The sequence below is a fragment of the Streptomyces lomondensis genome (assembly GCF_014651035.1).
GTDB lineage: Bacteria > Actinomycetota > Actinomycetes > Streptomycetales > Streptomycetaceae > Streptomyces > Streptomyces lomondensis.
Window position 1 is genome coordinate 30,395 of sequence record NZ_BMWC01000021.1, and the last position, 21,573, is coordinate 51,967.

At 72.7% G+C, this 21,573-nt stretch carries 14 protein-coding genes and 2 pseudogenes; 4 read left to right on the top strand and 12 right to left on the bottom strand.

The window, feature by feature from the left end; genetic code table 11:
* The 4 genes from IE255_RS37565 to IE255_RS37580 are packed head-to-tail and all read right to left on the bottom strand — an operon-like array spanning window position 1 to window position 3,985.
* On the bottom strand, window positions 1–1,167 hold the full coding sequence (locus IE255_RS37565) for a thiolase family protein (protein ID WP_190054922.1): 1,167 nt from the start codon (window positions 1,165–1,167) through the stop codon (window positions 1–3).
* Entirely contained in the window at window positions 1,164–2,228 is a 1,065-nt protein-coding gene (locus tag IE255_RS37570) for a thiolase family protein (protein ID WP_190054923.1), read from the bottom strand. The genes IE255_RS37565 and IE255_RS37570 overlap by 4 nt, the downstream gene beginning before the upstream one ends.
* The gene (locus tag IE255_RS37575) at window positions 2,225–3,166 is read right to left on the bottom strand and encodes a Zn-ribbon domain-containing OB-fold protein (RefSeq protein WP_190054924.1); all 942 of its coding nucleotides are present in this window, start codon (window positions 3,164–3,166) and stop codon (window positions 2,225–2,227) included. The genes IE255_RS37570 and IE255_RS37575 overlap by 4 nt, the downstream gene beginning before the upstream one ends.
* 18 nt (window positions 3,167–3,184) lie before the next feature.
* Window positions 3,185–3,985 (bottom strand): crotonase/enoyl-CoA hydratase family protein, encoded by an 801-nt coding sequence (locus IE255_RS37580; RefSeq protein ID WP_190054925.1) that lies wholly within the window; start codon window positions 3,983–3,985, stop codon window positions 3,185–3,187.
* Between the two features lie 176 nt (window positions 3,986–4,161).
* Here IE255_RS37580 and IE255_RS37585 point away from each other — a divergent pair, with 176 nt between their 5' ends.
* Together IE255_RS37585 and IE255_RS37590 are read left to right on the top strand one after the other, a co-directional pair.
* Window positions 4,162–5,781: an acyl-CoA synthetase gene (locus IE255_RS37585; RefSeq protein ID WP_190054926.1), complete on the top strand. Its 1,620-nt coding sequence runs from the start codon at window positions 4,162–4,164 to the stop codon at window positions 5,779–5,781.
* 631 nt (window positions 5,782–6,412) lie between these two features.
* Window positions 6,413–8,311 (top strand): alkaline phosphatase family protein, encoded by a 1,899-nt coding sequence (locus IE255_RS37590; RefSeq protein WP_229906779.1) that lies wholly within the window; start codon window positions 6,413–6,415, stop codon window positions 8,309–8,311.
* 152 nt (window positions 8,312–8,463) lie between these two features.
* On the opposite strand, the pseudogene IE255_RS37595 reads toward IE255_RS37590, so the two are convergent.
* The 3 genes and pseudogenes from IE255_RS37595 to IE255_RS37605 all read right to left on the bottom strand — a co-directional run.
* A pseudogene (locus IE255_RS37595) lies at window positions 8,464–8,865 on the bottom strand (alpha/beta fold hydrolase); the annotation flags it as partial.
* 72 nt (window positions 8,866–8,937) lie between these two features.
* Window positions 8,938–9,543, bottom strand: a pseudogene (locus tag IE255_RS37600) (alpha/beta fold hydrolase); the annotation flags it as partial.
* Window positions 9,542–11,059 carry an acyl-CoA synthetase gene (locus IE255_RS37605; RefSeq protein WP_190054927.1) on the bottom strand — a complete coding sequence of 506 codons (1,518 nt, stop codon included), beginning with the start codon at window positions 11,057–11,059 and terminating at the stop codon, window positions 9,542–9,544. The pseudogene IE255_RS37600 and the gene IE255_RS37605, both read right to left, overlap by 2 nt.
* A gap of 168 nt (window positions 11,060–11,227) precedes the next feature.
* On the opposite strand from IE255_RS37605, the gene IE255_RS37610 reads away from it, so the two are divergent.
* Window positions 11,228–13,690: a penicillin acylase family protein gene (locus IE255_RS37610; RefSeq protein WP_190054928.1), complete on the top strand. Its 2,463-nt coding sequence runs from the start codon at window positions 11,228–11,230 to the stop codon at window positions 13,688–13,690.
* 42 nt (window positions 13,691–13,732) lie between these two features.
* Here IE255_RS37610 and IE255_RS37615 read toward each other — a convergent pair whose 3' ends face one another.
* The 3 genes from IE255_RS37615 to IE255_RS37625 all read right to left on the bottom strand — a co-directional run bounded on the left by IE255_RS37615 (window position 13,733) and on the right by IE255_RS37625 (window position 17,761).
* Window positions 13,733–14,989 (bottom strand): DUF418 domain-containing protein, encoded by a 1,257-nt coding sequence (locus tag IE255_RS37615; protein ID WP_190054929.1) that lies wholly within the window; start codon window positions 14,987–14,989, stop codon window positions 13,733–13,735.
* 112 nt (window positions 14,990–15,101) lie between these two features.
* Complete coding sequence (locus tag IE255_RS37620) at window positions 15,102–16,655, bottom strand: acyl-CoA synthetase (protein WP_190054930.1); 1,554 nt, start codon at window positions 16,653–16,655, stop codon at window positions 15,102–15,104.
* Window positions 16,652–17,761, bottom strand: coding sequence for an NAD(P)H-dependent flavin oxidoreductase (locus IE255_RS37625; RefSeq protein WP_190054931.1), 1,110 nt, complete (start codon window positions 17,759–17,761; stop codon window positions 16,652–16,654). Before IE255_RS37625 ends, IE255_RS37620 begins: the two co-directional genes overlap by 4 nt.
* Before the next feature lie 126 nt (window positions 17,762–17,887).
* Here IE255_RS37625 and IE255_RS37630 point away from each other — a divergent pair, with 126 nt between their 5' ends.
* On the top strand, window positions 17,888–19,657 hold the full coding sequence (locus IE255_RS37630) for a serine hydrolase domain-containing protein (RefSeq protein WP_190054932.1): 1,770 nt from the start codon (window positions 17,888–17,890) through the stop codon (window positions 19,655–19,657).
* A 10-nt stretch (window positions 19,658–19,667) separates the two neighbouring features.
* Here the strand turns inward: IE255_RS37630 and IE255_RS37635 are convergent, their stop codons facing one another.
* A complete protein-coding gene (locus tag IE255_RS37635) occupies window positions 19,668–19,859 on the bottom strand; it encodes a DUF2795 domain-containing protein (RefSeq protein ID WP_190054933.1) in 192 nt (63 codons plus the stop codon).
* Between the two features lie 83 nt (window positions 19,860–19,942).
* Entirely contained in the window at window positions 19,943–21,535 is a 1,593-nt protein-coding gene (locus tag IE255_RS37640; protein WP_190054934.1) for a phytoene desaturase family protein, read from the bottom strand.
* Window positions 21,536–21,573: the final 38 nt, after the last annotated feature.

Consider the following 21,573-nt stretch of genomic DNA (forward strand, 5'->3'; position numbering starts at 1 on the left):
TCAGGAGTCCGGGGGCTCGGCTCCCACGAGCCACATGGAGAAGAACTGCGAGCCGCCGCCGTAGGCGTGTCCGAGGACCCTGCGGGCGCCGTCCACCTGGTGTTCTCCGGCCTGTCCGCGCACCTGGAGCGCCGCCTCGGCGAAGCGGATCATGCCGGAGGCACCGATGGGGTTGGCGGACAGCACGCCGCCCGACATGTTGACGGGCAGGTCCCCGTCCAGTTCGGTGACGCCCGCCTCGGTGAGCTTCCATCCTTCGCCCTCGCCGGCGAAGCCGAGGTTCTCCAGCCACATGGGCTCGTACCAGGAGAACGGGACGTAGATCTCGGCGCCGTCGATCTCGCGGCGGGGGTCGGTGATCCCGGCCTGCCGGTAGACGTCGGCCGCGCAGTCCTGGCCGGCCCGCGGGGAGACGAAGTCCTTGCCGGCGAAGAGGGTCGGTTCGCTGCGCATCGCGCCGCCGAGCATCCAGGCGGGCGGTCGCGGTGCCCGGGCGGCTCCTGCCCGGTCGGTGAGGATCATGGCGCAGGCGCCGTCGGAGGAGGGGCAGGTCTCCGAGTAGCGGACGGGGTCCCACAGCATGGGCGAGGCCATGACCTTGTCGAGGGTGATGTCGTGCTCGTGCAGGTGGGCGTAGGGGTTCTTCAGCGCGTTGCGCCGGTCCTTGTAGGCGACCAGGGCGCCGACCGTCTCGGGCGCCCCGCTGCGCCGCATGTAGGCGCGGATGTGCGGGGCGAAGAACCCGCCGGCCCCGGCGAGCAGGGGCTGCTGGAAGGGGATGGGCAGGGACAGGCCCCACATGGCGTTCGACTCGGACTGCTTTTCGAAGGCGAGGGTGAGGACGGTGCCGTGGACGCGGGCGGCGACGAGGTTCGCGGCGACGAGGGCGGTGGAGCCGCCGACGGAGCCCGCGGTGTGCACCCGGAGCATGGGTTTGCCGACGGCGCCGAGGGCGTCGGCGAGGTAGAGCTCCGGCATCATGACGCCCTCGAAGAAGTCGGGCGCCTTGCCGATCACGACGGCGTCGATGTCGGCCCAGGTCAGCTCGGCGTCGTCCAGGGCCCGGCGGGCCGCCTCCCGGACGAGCCCCGCGATCGACACATCCCGGCGTGCCGCGACGTGCTTGGTCTGGCCGACGCCGACGACGGCCACGGGCTCCTTGCTCATCGGGGCTCCCCTTCGAGGACGGCGACCAGGTTCTGCTGGAGGCAGGGGCCGGACGTGGCGTGGGCGAGGGCGCGGTCGGACGCGCCGAGGTGGACGCGGGCGGCGGCCTCTCCGACGCGGATGAGGCCGGCGGCCATGACCGGGTTGGCGGCGAGGGCGCCGCCGGAGGGGTTGACGTGTACGTCGTCGCCGAGCCGGAGGGCCTTGCGCAGGACGATCTCCTGGGCGGTGAAGGGCGCGTGCAGCTCGGCGGTGTCGACGGGCCGTTCGAAGGCGCCGGCCCGTTCGGCGGCCAGGCGGGTGGAGGGCGAGTCGGTCAGGTCGCGCACGCCGAGGCTGTGGGCTTCCGTGCGGTGGTCGATGCCGCGGATCCAGGCGGGGCGTGCGCACAGCTCACGGGCCCGGTCGCCCGCGGCGAGGATCACGGCGGCGGCCCCGTCGCCGATGGGCGGGCAGTCGCCGGTGCGCAGGGGCTGTACGAGGTAGTCGCCCTGCGGCACGGCTCCCTGCAGCTGAGCGTGGGGATTGGCCGTCGCCGACTCCCGGTTGCGGGCGGCGACGGCGGCGAGCGCCGGTTCGTCGGTGTCGCCCGCGTCGATGAGGGCCTGCGCCTGGAGGGCGGCGAGCGCCACGGAGTCGGGCCACAGGGGTGCGACGTAGTACGGGTCGAGCTGGCGGGTGAGGACGTCGCGGACCGAGCCGGGCGAGGACTTGCCGTACGAGTAGACGAGGGCGGTGTCGGCGTCGCCGGTGAGGAGTTTGGTCCAGGCCTCGTACAGGGCCCACGCGCCGTCCATCTCGACGTGGGACTCGGAGATCGGCGGCCAGGCGCCGACGCCGTCGAGGGCGAGGGTGAAGGAGAAGGCGCGGCCGGCGAGGTAGTCGCTGGATCCGGAGCAGGTGAAGTCGATGTCGGCGGTCTTCAGGCCGGTGCGGTCGAGGACCTCGTGCAGCACCGGCATGAGCATCTCCACCTCGGAGAGTTCGTCGCTGGTGCGCCGGTGGGCGGTCTGGGCGAAGGCGACGACGGCGATCTCGCGGCCCCCGGGTGCGCTCGTCACAGCAGCTCCTTGTAGGTGTCGTAGTCCGCGTCGGGTTCGCCCGTGGGCCGGTAGTGGTCGGGGTAGCGGGCGCCCTCGGTCCACACGGGTTCGACGCGCAGCCCCATGCGGACCTCGTCGTACGGGATGCCGCCGATCCGGCCGTGCAGCGCGAGGTCGGCGCCGTCGAGGGCGATGTGGGCGTAGACGTACGGCACCGCGATGTCGAGGTTCTTCGCCTTGATGTTGACGATGCAGAACGTGGTGACGGTGCCGCGCGGCCCGACCTCGACCTGTTCGGATGTGGCCACCCCACATGTGGGGCACGCACCTCTCGGGGGGACGTACACCTTCCGGCAGGCCGGGCAGCGCTCGCCGACGGTCCGGCGGCCGGTGAGGGCGTTGATGTAGGCGGTCTGGGCGCGGCCGGGTGCGTAGGTGTAGTCGAGGCGGGCGGCGGCGACGATGCCGGTGACCGGGTCCGCGAACGCGCCGGTGTGCCTCGCCGGTTCGCCCGGGGGGCCGTCGTACGGCTCGAAGCAGGCGATGTCCGTGATGGCGCCGGTGCGTTCCGCCGCCCAGCGGACGCGGACGCGCATGCCGGTGTGCACGGTGTCGGGGCCGGGGGCGTCGAGGGCGTGCAGGAGGGCGGTGTCGGCGCCGTCGAGGCGGACCAGGGCCCAGGCGAAGGGGGTGGTGAGGGGCTGGCCGCGGCGGGGGGCGTGGTTCCAGGCCCAGGTGGTGACCGTGCCGGTGGGGGCGACCTCGACCAGGTCGCGGATCTCCTCGGCGGTGACGGGGTCGTACTCGACGGGCGGGACGAGGACGCGGCCGTCGCCGGTCCGGACGCCGAGGACGACGCGTTCGCGCAGGCCGGTCAGGAAGGCGCTCTGGACGGGGCCGAGGGAGCGGGTGAAGGGGAACTCGACGACGAGGGGGGCTTTGAGGACTTCGGGCATGCCGCGGGGCTCCTTCGGTCAGGCGCGCTTGTAGACGGGCGGTCGTTTCTCCGCGAAGGCGCGGGCGCCCTCCTTGGCGTCGGCGGTGTCGAAGACCGGCCGGCCGCGGGCGAGTTCGGCGGCGAGGCCGTCCGGCTCGGTCATCTCGGCGGTCTCGTAAACGGAGGCCTTGACGGCCTCGACGGCCAGCGGGCCGCAGGCGTTGATCTGCTCGGCGATCTCCAGCGCCTTGTCGAGGGCGGTGCCGTCGGGCACGACGTGTCCGATCAGGCCGATGGCGGCGGCCTCGCGGGCGCTGTAGGGGCGGCCGGTGAGGAGCATCTCCAGGGCGTGGGTGCGCGGGATCTGGCGTTGCAGGCGGACCGTGGAGCCGCCGATGGGGAACAGGCCGCGCTTCACCTCGAACAGGCCGAAGGTCGCGGACTCGCCGGCGACGCGGATGTCGGTGCCCTGGAGCATCTCGGTGCCGCCCGCGACGCAGTGGCCCTCGACGGCGGCGATCACCGGCTTGCGCGGGCGGTGGTGGCGCAGCATCGCCTTCCAGTGCAGGTCGGGGTCGGCCTTGAGCCGGTCGCGGTACTCCTCCCCCGCCATGCCGTTCCCGGCGAGGGCCTTGAGGTCCATGCCGGAGCAGAACGAGCCGCCCGCGCCGGTGAACACGATCGAGCGGACCGAGTCGTCCGCGTCGGCTTCGAGCCAGCCGTCGTACAGGCCGACGAGCATCGGCAGCGAGAGCGCGTTCCTGGCCTCCGGCCGGTTGAGCGTGAGCACCAGTGTGGCGCCTTCGCGCTGCATGGTGAGGTGTTCCGTCCCACCCATGGCGAACTCCCCTCTCCTGGAACGAGAACAGGTTGCAGTAGGGCGGGAGGCACTTCAAGGGTTTTCTGACAGGGAGTCAGATTTATTCGCGCGGACCCTTCACAGTTGGACCGCCCTTTGCTCTGATGACCGGCGAACCGTCCGATGCCAGGCACGTCCCGGGGTCAGGAGGAGCGGTGGAGTACAACCTTGCCGACCTGTTCGAGTCGGTCGTCGACGTCGTTCCCGGCCGTGAGGCGCTCGTCCACGTCGACCATCCCGGTACGGGCGCGGAGCGCCGGCTGACGTACGCGGAGCTGGACGCGGCGGCCAACCGCGTCGGCCACCATCTACTCGACAGCGGGATACGGCCCGGTGAGCACCTCGGGCTCCACCTCTACAACGGCGTGGAGTACCTCCAGACGGTGCTGGGCTGCCTGAAGGCGCGGATCGTCCCGGTCAACGTCAACTACCGGTATGTCGAAGACGAGTTGGTGTACCTCTACCGGGACGCGGATCTGGTGGCGCTGGTGTTCGACGCGGAGTTCACGGACCGGGTGGCGGCGGCGCGGCCCCGGGCGGAGAAGCTGCGGCATCTGATCCGGGTGGGCACTCCGCCGCCGGGGGCCGGAGCCCTGCCCTGTGTGGAGTTCGCACATGTGGAGGCCGCCGGGTCGCCCGAGCGGGGCTTCCCGGCGCGCTCGGGCGACGACCAGTTCATCATCTACACCGGCGGTACGACCGGGATGCCCAAGGGTGTGATGTGGCGGCAGGAGGATCTGTTCTTCGCGGGTCTCGGCGGGGGCGCGCCGACCGGTGAGCCGGTGAAGAAGCCGGAGGAGCTGGCCGAGCGGGTCGCGGCCGGCGGTGCGGGGATCACTTTCTTCCCGACGGCCCCGCTGATGCACGGCACCTCCACGCTCACGGCGTTCATCGGTTTCAACTTCGGGCAGCGGGTGGTGATCCACCGCAAGTTCGTGCCCGAGGAGGTGCTGCGGACGGTGGAGAAGGAGAAGGTCAGCAGCATCTCACTGGTGGGCGACGCGATGCTGCGGCCGCTGATCGACGCGCTGAGCGGCCCGTTGCAGCACATCGACCGTTCGTCGCTGTTCAGTGTGTCGTCGTCCGGCGCGATCATGTCGGACACGGTGCGCCGGCAGTTCCAGGAGCTGGTGCCGAACGCCATGGTGCTGAACAACTTCGGCTCCTCGGAGTCCGGCTTCAACGGCACGGCGACCGAGGACTCGGGCCCGGAACGGGGCTTCCGGGTCCGTGTCAACGCCCGTACGCAGGTGGTCGACCCGGCCACGTACGAGCCGGTGGCGGCCGGTGAGGTGGGCCGGATCGCCCAGTGCGGACATGTGCCGCTCGGCTACTACAACGACCCGGCCAAGACCGCCGCGACCTTCTTCGAGAAGGACGGCGAGCGGTGGGTGTTGCTCGGCGACATGGCCACCGTCGACGAGGAGGGTGTGGTCACCGTCCTCGGCCGGGGCTCGCAGTGCATCAACACGGGCGGCGAGAAGGTGTACCCGGAGGAGGTCGAGCAGGCCCTCAAGTCCCACCCGGACGTCTACGACGCGCTGGTGGCCGGGGTGCCGGACCCCCAGTGGGGTCACCATGTGGCGGCGGTGGTGCAACTGCGCGAGGGGGCGGCGCGGCTGTCGCTGGAGGATGTGCGGACGCACTGCCGTGACCGGCTCGCCGGTTACAAGATCCCGCGTCAGCTGGTGATCACGGAGTCGGTGCGGCGGTCGCCGAGCGGCAAGGCGGACTACCGGTGGGCGCGGGAGGTGGCGGTGGCCGCGGACGGGTGAATCTCCGGCCCGTCGATTGAACCGGAGGTGACGTGCGGACGTACTGGTGGTGGCAGGCTCGGTCACTGGGCTGTGTTTGCCATGCCATCGCAAGACCGCACGGAAGGACCACCGGGTGTCGCTCTTCACTCGCTCCCACCAGCAGTCGGACACGACCGGGGGTGGGGCGGAACCGGATGACGACACCGGGGTAGCGGGACAGGACAGTGACCCGGGCGCGGAGGACCCGGAGGGCGGCACGGACACGGCAGAGTCGGCGGGGGACGCCGCCGACCGCACCGAGGCCCCCGAGGGGACTCGCTCGGCCGGCGGCACGGCGGGGCCGGGGGTCCCGGCCCGGGGCCCGCAGAGCGACATCAAGGCGACTCGCTCGGACGGCGGCACGGCGGCGCCGGCGGTCCCAGCCCAGGGCTCGGAGAGCGACATCAAGGCGACGGGCCGGGGCGGCAGCGCCGGCGCGGCGGACCCGGGCGACGACGTCAATGCGGCGGATGACGATGGCGGCACCGGCGTAGCGAATGACGGCGGCGGCACCGGCACCGCGGATGACGACGACACCGACGCGGCGGGTGACGATGGCGGCACCGGCGCCGCGGCCCAAGGCGGCGATCTCGCTGCGGCGGACCGGGGCTTGAGCGCCACCCGACCAGGCCCCGGCAGCGATCCCGCTGCGCCGGACCGGGGCGCGAGCGCCGCTCCGCACGCCCCCGGCAGCGATCCCGCCGCGGCGAACCGAGGCCCGAGCGCCACCCCACCAGCCCCAGACAACGGCACCGCCACGGCGAACCAAGGCGCCAGCGACCCCGCAGCCCGTGACGAGGGCGACGCGCGGCACGTAGGCGTCGAGGACGCCCGGGGCGCGGCAGCAGGCGTGGCCCGGCGCGGCTGGTTCGGCCGGTGGCGTCGCCACCCCCGTGCCGCACGCGGTGTCTCCGTCGGGACGACCGTTCTGGCCGGTGTGCTCGTGCTGTGCGCGCTGCTCCTGCCGAACCGGATCGAACGGATCGAGTTCGGCTCGTTCGTCCGCATCCCCGCCGAGGGCGTGCTGCTCGCGGGCCTGCTGCTCGCGCTGCCGCCGAGGCCCCGGCGGATCACGGCGGTCGTCGCGGGCGTGTTCCTGGGGCTGGTCACGGTCCTGAAGTTCGTCGACATGGGCTTCTACCAGGTGCTGGCCCGGCCGTTCGATCTGGTCCTGGACTGGATCCTCATCGAGCACGCCACGGACTTCCTCCGGGAGACCTTCGGCCGTACCGGCCAGGTGCTGGCCGTGATCGGGGTGATCGTGCTGTTCGTCGCGGTGCTGGTCCTCACGACGCTCGCCGTGCTGCGGCTGACGAACCTGATGGCCGGTCACCGCCCCGTCGCGGCACGTACGACGGTGATCCTCGGCACGGCGTGGATGACGTGTATGACGCTGGGCGTGCAGATCGGCGGCGTGCCGATCGCCACCAAGGGCAACGCCGAGTTCCTCGGCAACCGGGTGGAGCAGGTGCGGGCGGGGCTGAGGGACGCCCGGGTCTTCGAGAAGCAGGCCGCCGTGGACGCCTTCGCGAAGACGCCGCCGGACCAGTTGCTGACGGGCCTGCGCGGCAAGGACGTCCTGTTCACCTTCATCGAGAGCTACGGCCGGGTCGCGATCGACGACCCGGCGATGGCGCCGCAGATCGACGCGGTGCTCAAGGAGGAGACGAGCTCGCTGAAGGCGGCCGGATTCGCGTCGCGCAGCGCCTGGCTCCGGTCGCCGGTGACGGGCGCGGGCAGCTGGCTCGCCCACTCGACCTTCCTGTCCGGACTGTGGATCAAGAACCAGCAGCGGTACCGCAGCCTGACCACGAGCGACCGCATGACGCTGACCAAGTACTTCGGCAAGACGGGCGCCTGGCGGACCGTCGGCATCGTGCCGGGCGTGCGCCGGGCCTGGCCGGAGGGGAAGTTCTTCGGCCTGGACCACATCTACGACTCCGAGCACCTCGGCTACCACGGCCCCTACTTCAGCTGGACGCCCGTGCCCGACCAGTTCAGCATGGAGGCCTTCCAGCGCCTGGAGCACGGCAAGAAGGACCGTCAACCGATCATGGCGGAGATCATCCTGGCCTCCAGCCACAACCCCTGGTCCCCACTCGCCCGCATGATCGACTGGGAGGACCTCGGCGACGGCTCGGTGTTCCACCGGATCAAGAAGGAGGGCACCGATCCGACGGAGGTCTGGAAGGACCCGGAGAAGGTGCGCACCGAGTACCGGAAGGCCATCGAGTACTCGATCCGCAGCCTGACCGAGTGGGTCGAACGCTACGGCGACGAGGACACGGTCCTCGTCTTCCTGGGCGACCACCAGCCGGTGCCGACCGTCACCGCCGGGGACACCGGCAAGGACGTGCCGGTCACGATCGTCGCCCACGACAGGAAGGTCCTGGACCGGGTCGCCGACTGGGGCTGGACCGACGGGCTCAAGCCGGCCCCGGATGCGCCTCGGTGGGGCATGGACAAGTTCCGCGACCGCTTCATGACGGCGTACGGTCCGCAGGGCTGAGGAACTCCTCCACGGCCGAGAGGAACTCCTCCGGCCGGGCCCGGTGCACCAGATGCCCCGCGTCGATGGTTCGGGGTGTTGCGCTGTTCGTCGGTGGCGAGGATCATCGCCCAGTCGTACGGCAGGTCCCCGTCGGGACGTTCGGCGGGCGGTCTCGGCGGGTCCGGCGGGACGGGCGCGGGCACGTCCTCCAGGACGAGCCGCCGTACCAGCCGCGGACTGTGCTGGGCGAGCAGGCAGGCGACGGCGCCGCCGAGCGAGTGGCCCACGACGTCGGCGCGGCGGATGCCGAGCACGCGCAGGAAGGCGTGGACGTCGTCGCGCATGGTCTCGTAGGCGTAGTCGCCGGGCCTGTCGCTGCGGCCGTGCCCGCGCAGGTCAGGGGCGTACACCCGGCGGGGACCGGCGGCCGGCTTCGGGGCGATCTCCGCCCAGTCGGCGCCGTCGGCGCCGTGGGCGTGGAGGAGCACGACGGGCGGTGCGTCCTGCGGCCCCCAGACGCGGTAGGCCAGGCTGATGCCGTTCGCCGGTACGGTGCGCGGTGCTGTGTCCATGCCGGGGACGGTAGGCGACGGGCCGGGCCGAGATCGGACGCTCTGCCGGCAGCAGAGGGCCTGCCGCGCCCGTCAGGAGACGAAGGCGGCCACGCGCCGTGTGAACCACACCGGGTCGTCCAGCCACGGGTAGTGACCCGCGCCCGGTTGCACCACGAACTCGGCCGCCCGGAAGGCGTCGGCGGCCCGGCGGGCGAGAGCCGGGCTCGGCCCACCGTCCACCGCACCGGCCAGGACGAGCACGGGGGCCGTGACACCAGCGAGGGCGGCCCGCGTCCCGGCCGGGTCGCAGGCGCCGGCCGCGCCGTAGACATCCGCCGCGTCGTCGTTCGCCTCGTCCTCTTCCCGGTCGGCGTGAGCCTGCGCGGTGTCGTCCCAACGGCCGTAGAAGGACGGGACGAACACGGGGTCGAAGTCACCGGTGCCCGACAGCCAGGCCTCGAACGCCGGGAAGCCCTGGGAGAACCAGGGCTCCGGCTCCCGCAGCCGGGCCGCCGCGAGCCGCTGCTCCGCCGTCGCCGGCAGACCCAGCGCCCACGGGGTGGCCGTGATGAGCGCCGGCCGGGACAGCCGCTCCGGGTACCGGGCCGCGTACAGCATGGCGAGGCTCCCGCCCGCCGAGTGCGCGAGCAGGTCCAGCCGCTCCAGGCCCAGGTGGAGCCGCAGCGCCTCGACGTCATGCGCCGGATGCCGTGAAACGCTTCCTCAGCTCCCGCTTGAGAATCTTCCCGCTGGCGTTCCGCGGCAGTTCGTCGACGAACACCACCCGCTTCGGCGCCTTGAAGGGGGCGAGCCGCGCGCGGACGTGGTCGATCAGTTCCGCCTCCGTGACCTCCGTGACCTCGCCGCGCGGGACGACGACGGCCGTGACGGCCTCGATCCAGCGGTCGTCGGGCAGGCCCACGACCGCCGCCTCGGCGACCCCGGGGTGGGTGTACAGGGCGTCCTCGACCTGGCGTGAGGCGACCAGGACGCCGCCGGAGTTGATGACGTCCTTCACCCGGTCGACGATCGTGAAGTAGCCCTGGGCGTCGCGTACGGCGAGGTCGCCCGAGCGGAACCAGCCGTCGCGGAAGGCCTCGGCGGTCTCCTCGGGCTTGTCCCAGTAGCCCTCGCACAGTTGCGGGGAGCGGTAGACGATCTCGCCGGGGGTGCCGTCCGGTACGTCCTCGCCGTTCTCGTCGACCACGCGCGCGTCGACGAACAGCACGGGACGGCCGCAGGAGTCCATGCGGCCCTTGTGCTCCTCGGGGGCGAGGACCGTGGCCAGGGGGCCGATCTCGCTCTGGCCGAAGCAGTTGTAGAAGGCCAGCTCCGGGAGGCGTTCCGTCAGCCGTTCGAGCACGGGGACCGGCATGACCGACGCGCCGTAGTAGGCCTTGCGCAGGCCGCTCAGGTCGCGGGTCGCGAAGTCGGGGCGCTGGGACAGGTCGATCCAGACGGTGGGCGGGGCGAACAGGCTGTCCACACGGCCCGCCTCGATCAGGTCGAAGAGCCGGCCGCCGTCGGGTGCGTCGAGGATCAGGTTGGTCGCGCCGACCGCGAGGTAGGGCAGCAGGAAGACGTGCATCTGCGCCGAGTGGTAGAGCGGCAGCGCGTGCGCGGGGCGGTCGCCCGCACCCAGGTCGAGGGCGGTGATCGCGCTCAGGTACTCGTGCACCAGGGCCCGGTGCGTCATCATCGCGCCCTTGGGCAGGGCGGTCGTCCCGGAGGTGTACAGCAGCTGCACGAGGTCCTCGCCGCGCGGCTCGGGGCCGTCGTGGGCGGGCGCCTGGGCCAGTCGCGCGAGCAGCGAGTCGACGGCGTCGCGCAGGGGCAACGTCCTTACCCCGTCCGGGAGTTGTCCGGCGAGGTCCGGGTCGGCGAGGACCAGGGAGCTGCCCGACTGGCCGACGATGTAGGCGAGGTCGTCGCCGGTCAGGTGCTGGTTGACCGGTACGTGGACCAGGCCCGCCCGGGCGCAGGCGAGGAAGGCGATCAGATAGGCGTCGGAGTTGTGGCCGTAGGCGCCGACCCGGTCGCCCGGGGAGAGCCCCTCGGCGAGGAGGACGCTCGCCGCGCGGGAGACGGCGGTGTCGAGTTCGTCGTACGTCCAGGTGCGCTCGCCGTACTCCAGCGCGACGCGCGCCGGGGTGCGCCGGGCGCTGCGCCGCAGGACTCCGTCGACCGTGCTGCCGTGTCCGGGCGTCGTCATGGGAGTCGATCCTCGGTGGGCGTCCGGGGGAGGTCAAGTAGCCCCGCTGCTCAACCTCACGGCAGTCACAGGCGTCACATGTCAGGGAACTGACATGGAACTGACTTCCGGGTGGGCCGATCCGCGCGCGCTCGGTCGCCCCTTTGCCCGACGAAGCCGGGAGGCACGATGCGCACCCGCTGGAGACGACTCGTTCTCGGGGCCACGGCCCTGTTCACGGCCGCGTCCGCGTTACCCGCGGCCGCCGCCCCGGGCCAGGGACGGGCGGAGCACCATCCGTCCCGCGACGGTCTGTCCGCCGTCATCCGCTACACCGAGTACGGCATTCCGCACATCCTCGCGAAGGACTACGCCGACCTGGGATTCGGCACGGGCTGGGCCCAGGCCGCCGACGAGGTCTGCACGCTCGCCGACGGGTTCGTGACCCTGCGCGGCGAGCGGTCCCGGTACTTCGGCGCCGACGCGGCCGCCGGCGGCGAACTCTCGGCGGCCGGCACGAACCTGGCCAGCGACCTGTACTTCCGGGGGGTGCGCCAGGCCCGCACGGTGGAGAAGCTGCTCGCCGAGCCCGCTCCCGTGGGCCCGAGCCGCGAGGTCCGGGAGATGATGCGGGGCTGGGCGGCCGGCTACAACGCCTGGCTGAAGCAGCGGAAGATCACGGATCCCGGCTGCGCGGGCGCCTCCTGGGTCCGGCCGGTCACCGAGTTCGACGTGGCCGCCCGCGGCCTGGCCGTCGCCGCGATCTCCGGTGAGGGGCGCTTCGTGAACACGATCACGGCCGCGCAGCCGCCGGCCGGGCCGGCCGAGGCCGCCGGCACCCCGTCCGCCCCGTCGGCCGTGTCCGCCCCGTCGGCCCGGTCCGCCCGCACGCCGGACGCGAAGGCCGTGGTGGAGGCGGCCGACGAGCTGTGGGGCGACCCCGGCATGGGCTCCAACGCGGTCGCCTTCCACGGCGACACGACGGCGAACGGCCGCGGCCTGCTGCTCGGCAACCCGCACTACCCGTGGCAGGGCGGGCGCCGGTTCTGGCAGTCGCAGCAGACGATCCCCGGCGAGCTGAACGTCTCCGGTGCCTCGCTGCTCGGCACTCCGGCGATCTCGATCGGGTTCAACGCACATGTGGCGTGGAGCCATACCGTCTCGACCGGCATACCGGCCAACTTCCACCGGCTGACGCTGGATCCGGCCGATCCCACGACGTACCTGGTGGACGGCCGGCCGGAGCGCATGACGAAGCGGACCGTGACGGTCGCCGTGAAGGACGGCGCGCCGGTGACCCGCTCCCAGTGGTGGACCCGCTACGGACCGGTCGTCACCTCGCTCAGCAACCAGGTGCCGCTGCCCTGGACCAGCACGACGGCGTACGCCCTGCACGACCCGAACGCCGCGAACCTCCGCTTCGCCGACACCTCGCTCGGCTTCGGCAAGGCGCGCGGCACGGGCGACGTCCTCGCCTCCCTCGCACGGCACCAGGGCCTCCCCTGGGTGAACACGATCGCCGCCGACCGCGCGGGGCACTCCCTCTTCACGCAGTCCCAGGTACTCCCCCGCATCACCGACGAGTTGGCGGAGCGCTGCTCGACGGAGCTGGGCAGGACCACGTACCCGGCGTCCGGGATCGCGATCCTCGACGGCTCGCGCGGCGACTGCGCCCTCGGCAGCGACCCCGACGCCGTCCAGCCGGGGATCTTCGGGCCGGCGAGGATGCCGACGCTCCAGGACGCCCCGTACGTGGAGAACTCGAACGGCACCGCGTGGATGACCAACGCCGACCGGCCGATCACCGGCTACGAGCGGGTCTTCGGCACGGTGGGCACGCAGCTCGGCCTGCGCACCCGCGGCGGCATCGAGGACGTGGCGGCGATGGCGGACAAGGGCGGTCTGACCGTAGGGGACCTGCAGCGGCAGCAGTTCGCCAACCGGGTGCCCGCGGCCGATCTCACGGCCGACGACGTGGCGCGGGCGTGTGCCGCGCTGCCCGGTGGCACGGCTACCGGCACCGACGGCAGGGCAGTCGACGTGTCGGAGGCCTGCGGGGTGCTGAAGGTGTGGGACCGCACCATGGACACCGGCAGCCGGGGCGCGCTGCTCTTCGACCGGTTCTGGCGGAAACTGGAACAGGCGGTGCCCGCGGACCGGTTGTGGAAGGTGCCGTTCTCGGCGGCCGACCCGGTCCGTACCCCGCACACGCTCGACACCGACGCACCCGGCTTCGCCACGGCCCTCGCGGACGCGGTGGCGGAACTGCGGGCCGCCGGTATCGCGCTCGACGCGCCGCTCGGCGCCCACCAGTTCGTCGTCCGCGGCGGCGAGCGCATCCCGGTATCGGGCGGCTCGGGCCGGCTCGGCGTGTGGAACGTGCTGGAGCCGACGTGGAACGCGGCGGGCGGCGGCTACACCGAGGTGCCGTTCGGCTCCAGCCACCTCCAGGCGGTGGGCTGGGACGACAGTCGGTGCCCGGTGGCCCGTACGCTCCTGGCGTACTCGCAGTCCTCGAACCCCGGCTCGCCCCACTACAGCGACCAGACCCGGCTGTACTCCGGCGAGAAGTGGGTGACGTCCCGGTTCTGCGAGCAGGACATCCAGTCCTCGCCGCGGCTCAGGGTGGTGCGGGTGAGCCAACACCGCTGACCGCACCGGCGGGGTGCCGTCCCTGTGCCGACGGCACCCCGCTCATCGACGAGCCCGGTACATCAGCCGCCGCAGCACCGCCTCGGCCGGGCCCCGGCGGCCGGCCCGTTCCAGTGCGTACGCTCCGGCCACCGTGACCAGCCAGACCCCGAGCGCGAAGAGCACCATGGTGGCGCTGCCCAGCTGCTCGCCGAGGCCCAGCCCCCAAGCGGCCAGCACCGGGGCGAAGAGCAGCGAGTGGGCGAGGTAGCAGGACAGCGACCGCTTGCCGACCGCGGACACCGCCGCCACCGCCGTGGCACCGCGCCGGGGTGTGCGGGTGGTCCACCAGTGCGCGAAGAGGGCGACGGCGGCGACATAGCCGAGCCCGGCGGCGTTGCCGGTGACGTCCCGGAGCACCCCGAGCGCCCCGGCCTCGCTCTGTACGTCGTCCGGTACGTCCAGGGCGCCCACGTGGGCGAGTGCCATGGGCAGCCCGCCGAGCCAGCCGGTCGCGATGCCGATGACGGCCGTACGGCGCAGCAGTGTGCGATGGCGGCCGGGTTCCTCAAGGACGCGGCGCCGCGCGGCCCAGAAGCCGAGCAGGAAGAGCACGTATCCGCCGCCGACCAGGGTCAGCGGAGCGGCCACGAAGGTGACGAACAGGCCCGTCTCCAGCCGGATGCCCGCCGCGGTGAGCCAGTTCTCCTCGTCTGGCGCGAACGACTTGAAACCCGGTTCCGACCAGGCGTCACCGAACGTGCCCAGCTCGCCCCGCAGCAGGGCGGCCACGACGGGCCCGGCGGAGACGAGCACGAGGAGGGCGACGCCGATCCGGATCCACCACTTCAGTGCGCGTTCGCCGCGCCGCAGGAAGGCCAGGCCCAGGACGAGGCTCAGCACTCCGTAGAAACCGATGATGTCGCCCGCCATCAGCAAGGTGGCGTGCGCCAGGCCGATGACGATCAGCCACAGACTGCGCCTGCGCAGGATCCGCGCGGCGTCGCGGCCGTCGGTGCCGGCGGTGGTCTGCCGGAGGTAGAGCTGCATCATGCCGTAGCCGAAGAGGAAGGCGAAGAGCGGATAGATCCGCAGGTCCAGCACCATGATCATGGTGAACTGCACGGCGTGGTCGAGCCAGGAGCCGTCCACGGGCTGCCATCCGGAGGGCCCGCGCGGGGCCGCCCACAGGTGGAAGGCGGTGTTGGACAGCACGATGCCCAGCAGCATGATCCCGCGGGCGAGATCGGGGGCGAGGGCCCGCTCGCCCGGCCGTACGGCCCCCCGCTTGAGCGGTCCCTCGGTGGTCGCGATGGTCATGACGCCACGCTAGGAAGGCGGGGCCCGGCCGGACATCGGCCGGAGGGCGAGAAGGGGCCGACCAAAGTCTGACGTCCGCCCTGCTCCGAGCGACCAAAGCCGCCGCGTCCCCTCACACCGGTCGGGTGCGGCCCTCCCAGTACGGCTCCCGCAGCCGCCGCTTGTACAGCTTGCCGTTGGGGTCGCGGGGCATCTCGGTGATGAAGTCGACGCTCCTGGGCCGCTTGTACCCGGCGAGCAGGTGCGCGCAGTGGTCGAGGAGGTCGGCCGCGAGGGCGGGTCCGGGCCGGTGTCCGGGGGCCGGTTCGACGACCGCCTTGACCTCCTCGCCCCAGTCGTCGTGCGGGATGCCGAAGACGGCGGCGTCCGCGACGGCGGGGTGGGCGAGCAGGGCCGACTCGATCTCGGCCGGGTAGATGTTGACGCCGCCGGAGATGATCAGGTCGATCTTGCGGTCGCGCAGGAAGAGGTAGCCGTCCTCGTCGAGGTGGCCGAGGTCGCCGACGGTGAAGAAGTCGCCGATGCGGTTCTTGCGGGTCTTGGCCTCGTCCTTGTGGTACGAGAAGCCGCCGGTGTTCATCTTCATGTAGACGGTGCCGAGTTGACCGGGCGGCAGCCGGTTGCCGTCGTCGTCGAAGATCGCTAGCTCGCTGATGGGCCAGGCCTTGCCGACCGTGCCGGGCTTCTTCAGCCAGTCCTCGGCGGTGGCGAAGGCGCCGCCGCCCTCGCTGGCCGCGTAGTACTCCTCCACACAGGGCCCCCACCAGTCGAGCATGGCCCGCTTCACATGGTCGGGGCAGGGCGCGGCGCCGTGGATGGCGTGCCGCATGGAGGAGACGTCGTAGCGGTCCTTCACCTCGTCGGGCAGGGCCAGCAGCCGGTGGAACTGGGTGGGGACCATATGGGTGTGGGTGCAGCGGTGGCGGTCGATGAGGCGGAGCATCTCCTCGGGTGTCCACTTGTCCATCACGACCAGCCGGTGGCCGATGTGCAGGGACGCGCCGGCGAACTGGAGGACGGCCGTGTGGTACAGCGGCGAGCACACCAGGTGGACGTTGTCGTCGAACGGCCGGATGCCGAAGATGCCGAGGAAGCCGCCGAGGTACGCCTCCTCCGGCGGTTTGCCGGGCAGCGGGCGGCGGATGCCCCGGGGGCGGCCGGTGGTGCCGGAGGTGTAGTTCATGACCCAGCCGAGCGTGCGGTCCGCGGGGGGCGACTCGGGCTGTCCGTCGAGGAGTTCGGCGTACGGCCGGAAGCCGTCGACCGTGCCGACGGCGTACCGGTGGGTGCCCGGCAGGCCCGCTTCGCCGGCGGCGTGGCGGGCCGCGTCACCGTACCGCTCGTGGGCGAGGAGGACCTTGGCGCCGGAGTCGGAGACGATCCAGGCGATCTCCGGACCGACCAGGTGGTGGTTGACGGGCACGAGGTAGAACCCGGCCTGGCTGGCGGCGAGGTAGGCGGCGAGGAACTCGACGCCGTTGGGCAGGACGACCGCGAAGGTGTCGCCGCGTTCCAGCCCGGCCGCGCGCAGGCCGTGCACGAGCCGGTTGGCGGCGGCGTGCAGGCGTCCGGCGGTCCACTCCTCGCCGTCGGGGGCGACCAGGACCGTGCGGTCGGGGTCGGCGGTGGCCTGGGCCCAGAAGCCTGCGGGAACGCTGGTGTTCACTGGCCGCTCCTTCCGGCGATGCGGTTGATGCGGTCCACGGCCTGTTCGAAGCCGCGGGTGAGGTCGTCGAAGACGGCCTGGACGCTGCGTTCGGTGTTCATCCGGCCGACGATCTGCCCGACCGGGGTGCCGAGCAGGGGTTCCACCTCGTGCTTCTGGATGCGCGAGACGGCCTCGGCGACCAGCAGGCCCTGCAGCGGCATGGGCAGCGGACCGGGTCCGGCCGGGTCGTCCCAGGCGTCGGTCCACTCGGTGCGCAGCTGGCGTGCGGGCTTGCCGGTCAGGGCGCGGGAGCGGACGGTGTCGCCGGAGCCGGCCGCGAGCAGCTTGCGTGTGAGGGCGGGCGAGTGGAGGTCCGCTTCTGTGGTGGTCAGCCATATGGAGCCCAGCCACACACCTTGGGCGCCCAGGGCGAGTGCAGCGGCTACCTGTTGTCCGCTGCCGATGCCGCCGGCGGCCAGGACGGGCAGCGGGGCGACGGCGTCGACGACCTCGGGGGTGAGCACCATGGAGGCGATCTCGCCGGTGTGGCCGCCCGCTTCGTAGCCCTGCGCCACGACGATGTCGATCCCGGCGTCCTGGTGCTTGCGGGCGTGCCGGGCGCTGCCGGCGAGGGCCGCCACGAGGACGTCCTGAGCGTGGGCCCGGGCGATGACGTCGGCGGGCGGGGAGCCGAGGGCGTTGGCGAGGAGCCTGATCGGGTAGTCGAAGGCGACGTCGAGCTGGCTGCGGGCGACCTGCTCCATCCAGCCGGTGATGCGCCAGCCGGACGCCTCACCCTCGGCGAGCTCCGGCACGCCGTGCTTGGCGAGGGTGTCCCGGACGAACTGCCGGTGCCCCTCGGGGATCATCGCCTCGACGTCGGCCTCCGTGACGCCCTCGACCTTCTTCGCGGGCATGACGACGTCCAGGCCGTACGGCCTGCCCTCGGCATGCGCCTCGATCCAGTCCAGGTCGCGTTTGAGGTCGTCGGGGGCGGTGTAGCGGACCGCGCCGAGCACGCCGAAGCCGCCGGCCCGGCTGATGGCCGCGGCGACGGCGGGGAACGGCGTGAAGCCGAAGACGGCGTGCTCGACTCCCAGGTGTTGGCTCAGCTCCGTCTGCATGGGCGCAGGATGCCGGACTCCTCCGGAGGACGGAAGGGGTTTTCTGATACACCGTCAGATTTATGGGCGGTGCCCGGGGGACATACTGTCCGGGACGTCCGGGGCGGTTCGGCGGGAGGATGCGCGGTGACCGAAGGCACGGCAGACAGAGCGACGACGAACGGCGGGCTGACGCGCAGGCGTGCCCTGGTCCTGGGCGGCGCCCTGGCCCTCGCCCCCTTACCCGCCGAGGCCGCCCCGGTCACGGGGCGCCCCACGCTGCGGCACGGCTCCGCCGCCCGCGCCGGGCTGCTCCCCGCCCCTCTGCGGCAACTGGTCACCGACGCCGAGGCGTTCCTGCGCCCCTCCCCCGCGCACCCCTGGTACGCGGGCGCCGTCCTGCTCGCCGGACGCGGCGGCACCGTCGCGCTGCACCGGCCCATCGGCATGGCGGTGCGCTACCGGGCGTACGACGGGAAGACCGACTCCGGTGTGGAGTTCCCGCCGGACGAGCAGATCCCGATGGCCGAGGACACCGTCTTCGATCTGGCGTCGGTGTCGAAGCTGTTCACCTCGATCCTCGCCGTACAGCAGATGGAGCGGGGCGCACTGGAGCTGGAGGCGACGGTCGCCTCGTACCTGCCCGACTTCGGCCGTGCGGGCAAGCAGGACATCACGATCCGTCAGCTGCTCACGCACACCTCGGGGTTCCGCGCCTGGATCCCGCTGTACAGCGCGCCGACGTACGAGGAGAAGCTCCAGCGCATCTGGGACGAGGCGCCGGTCAGCGCGCCGGGCACGGCGTACCTGTACTCGGATCTGAACCTCATCTCGCTCCAGCTGGTGCTGGAACGGATCACGGGCCGCTCCCTGGACACCCTCCTCCGCGACGAGGTCACCGCGCCGCTCGGCCTGCGCCGTACCCGCTACAACCCGCCCGCCTCCTGGCGGCCGAAGATCGCGGCCACGGAGGACGCCCGCCCGCCGTGGTCCGGGCTGGACCGGGGTCTGGTGTGGGGCGAGGTGCACGACGAGAACGCCTTCGGCCTGGGCGGGGTCGCGGGCCACGCGGGCGTGTTCTCCGACGCGTGGGACCTGGCGGTCCTCGGCCGTACGCTGCTCAACGGCGGTGTCTACGGGAGGGCGCGGATCCTGCGGCCGGAGTCGGTGGAGCTGATGTTCACCGACTTCAACACCGCGTTCCCCGGGGACGAGCACGGGCTCGGCTTCGAGCTCTACCAGCACTGGTACATGGGCGCGATGGCCACGCCGCGCAGCGCCGGGCATACCGGCTTCACCGGCACCTCGCTGGTGCTGGACCCGACGACCGACTCGTTCCTCGTCGTTCTCGGCAACTCCGTGCATCCCGTGCGGAGTTGGCGTTCCGGATCCGCTCCCCGGGTGGCCGCCGCGAATCACCTGGCACGGGCCGTGCCGGTCTGGCCGGCCCGGGGGCGCACGGCCTGGTTCTCCGGGATGGCGGTCTCCGCGACGGCGACGCTCACCCTCCCGGCGCTCGACACGTCGTCGGGCGGGGCGCGGCTGCGCTGCGCGCTGTGGTGGGACACCGAGCCGAAGGCCGACGTCCTGGTCCTGGAGGCCACGACCGACGGCGGTACGTCCTGGCAGCCGGTGCCCTTCACGACGTCCCGCCTGGGTGAGGAGCCCCGGCTGCACCCGTCGGGCTCGGTCACCGGCTGGTCCGGCCGCGTCTGGCACCGGCTCACCGCCGACGTGCCCGCCGCGCGGGGGCTGGCCCTGCGCTGGCGGTACGCGACGGACCGGCTGTACGTCGGCCGCGGGGCCTACGTGGACGGGCTGCGGGTGGAGGCGGCCGACGGCGTCCTGTTCGACGAGGCGCGCCCGGCGGACGCGTCGCGCGTCGAAGCGGTGGGATGGGCGCCGTCGGCCGACTGAGGCGGACGCGTCACTGGTTGAAGACGGCCTTCTGCACCTCGTTCGGGCCGTCGAAGCGGTCCTCCTTCAGGCCGTCGAGCGTGCGGACGACCTTCTCGTCGGCGTGGTTGCTGCGGGCACGCTCCACCAGGTGCTTCTTGTCCGTGGGGTAGTCCATGCCCTTCAGGGCCTTCTGGAGGTCGGTCGGGCTGAGCTCGGCCATGGGAGCCTCCTCCCGTGGGTCGTGCGACCGTCCGCGCGGGGCGGCCGGCTGGTACGGATACCTTCGTCCTGTCGGAGTGCCCCTCAGGAGGGCAGTGATTCAGCCGGCCCGTCCTCCAGGACCGCCATGGCCGCGTTGTGCCCCGGCACCCCGCTCACCCCGCCCCCGCGCACGGCTCCGGCCCCGCACAGCAGCACGTTCGCGTGCCGCGTCTCCACCCCCCAGCGGCCGGTGCCGTCCTGGGCGTGGGGCCAGCTCAGCTCGCGGTGGAAGATGTTCCCGCCGGGCAGCCCGAGGTCCCGCTCCAGGTCGAGCGGGGTCCTGGCCTCGATGCAGGGCCACCCCTCCGCGTCGGTGGCCAGGCACTCGGCGAGGGGTTCGGCCAGGTGGGCGTCGAGCTGGGCGAGCGTCGCCTTGAGGAGTTCCTCGCGTACGGCGTCGTTGTCCCGCTCGAACAGGCGGGCCGGGGTGTGCAGGCCGAAGAGGGTGAGCGTCTGGTAGCCCTGCTCGGCCAGGGCGGGGCCGAGGATGCTCGGGTCGGTGAGCGAGTGGCAGTAGATCTCGGAGGGCGGCGCGGCGGGCAGGTCACCGGCGGCGGCCTGGGCGTGGGCGGTGGCCAGTTGTTCGTAGCCCTCGGCGATGTGGAAGGTGCCGGCGAACGCCTCGCGCGGGTCGACGGAGCTGTCGCGCAGCCGCGGCAGCCTCTTGAGCAGCATGTTCACCTTCAGCTGGGCGCCTTCCGCGGGGCTGGGGGGCGCGTCGCCGGTCAGGTCCGCCAGGGCCTGCGGGGAGGCGTTGACCAGGACGTGCCGGGCGGCGACGGTGCCCTCGCCGTCGGCCGTGCGAAACGCGACCTCGGCCGTACGGCCGTCCGTGGCGATGCGCAGCGCCTCGTGGCCGGTGGCGAGGACGGCGCCCGCCGCGCGTGCGGCGTCGGCCAGCGCGTCGGTGAGGGCGCCCATGCCGCCGACGGGCACGTCCCAGGCGCCGGTGCCGCCGCCGATCACGTGGTAGAGGAAGCAGCGGTTCTGCTTCAGCGAGGGGTCGTGGGCGTCGGCGAAGGTGCCGATGAGCGCGTCGGTGAGGACCACGCCGCGCACCAGGTCGTCGGCGAAGTGCTGCTCGACGGCGACCCCGATCGGCTCCTCGAACAGCATCCGCCAGGCCTCCTCGTCGTCGAGGCGGCGGCGCAGCTCCTCGCGCGTGGGCAGCGGCTCGGTGAGCGTCGGGAAGACCCGCTGGGCGACGCGGCCGGTCATGCCGTAGAAGCGCTGCCAGGCCCGGTACTCGTGGTCGGAGCCGGTGAGCCGGGCGAAGGCCTCCCTGGTCCGCCGTTCGCCGCCGCCGACGAGGAGCCCGGTGGGCCGGCCGTCGCGTTCGGCGGGCGTGTAGGAGGAGACGGTGCGGGCGCGTACCCGGAAGTCGAGGCCGAGGTCCCGGACGATCTTCTTCGGCAGCAGGCTGACCAGGTAGGAGTAGCGGGAGAGCCGGGCGTCGACCCCGGCGAAGGGCCGCGTGGACACGGCCGCGCCGCCGGTGTGGTCCAGCCGCTCCAGCACCAGCACGGAGCGGCCGGCCCGGGCCAGGTAGGCGGCGGCGACCAGGCCGTTGTGGCCGCCGCCGACGATGACGGCGTCGTACGTCCGGTGTGCGCGGGGTCCCAGGGGTGCGGTCATGGTTCTTCGTAACACGGGGTGATCCGGGTCGGCCACAG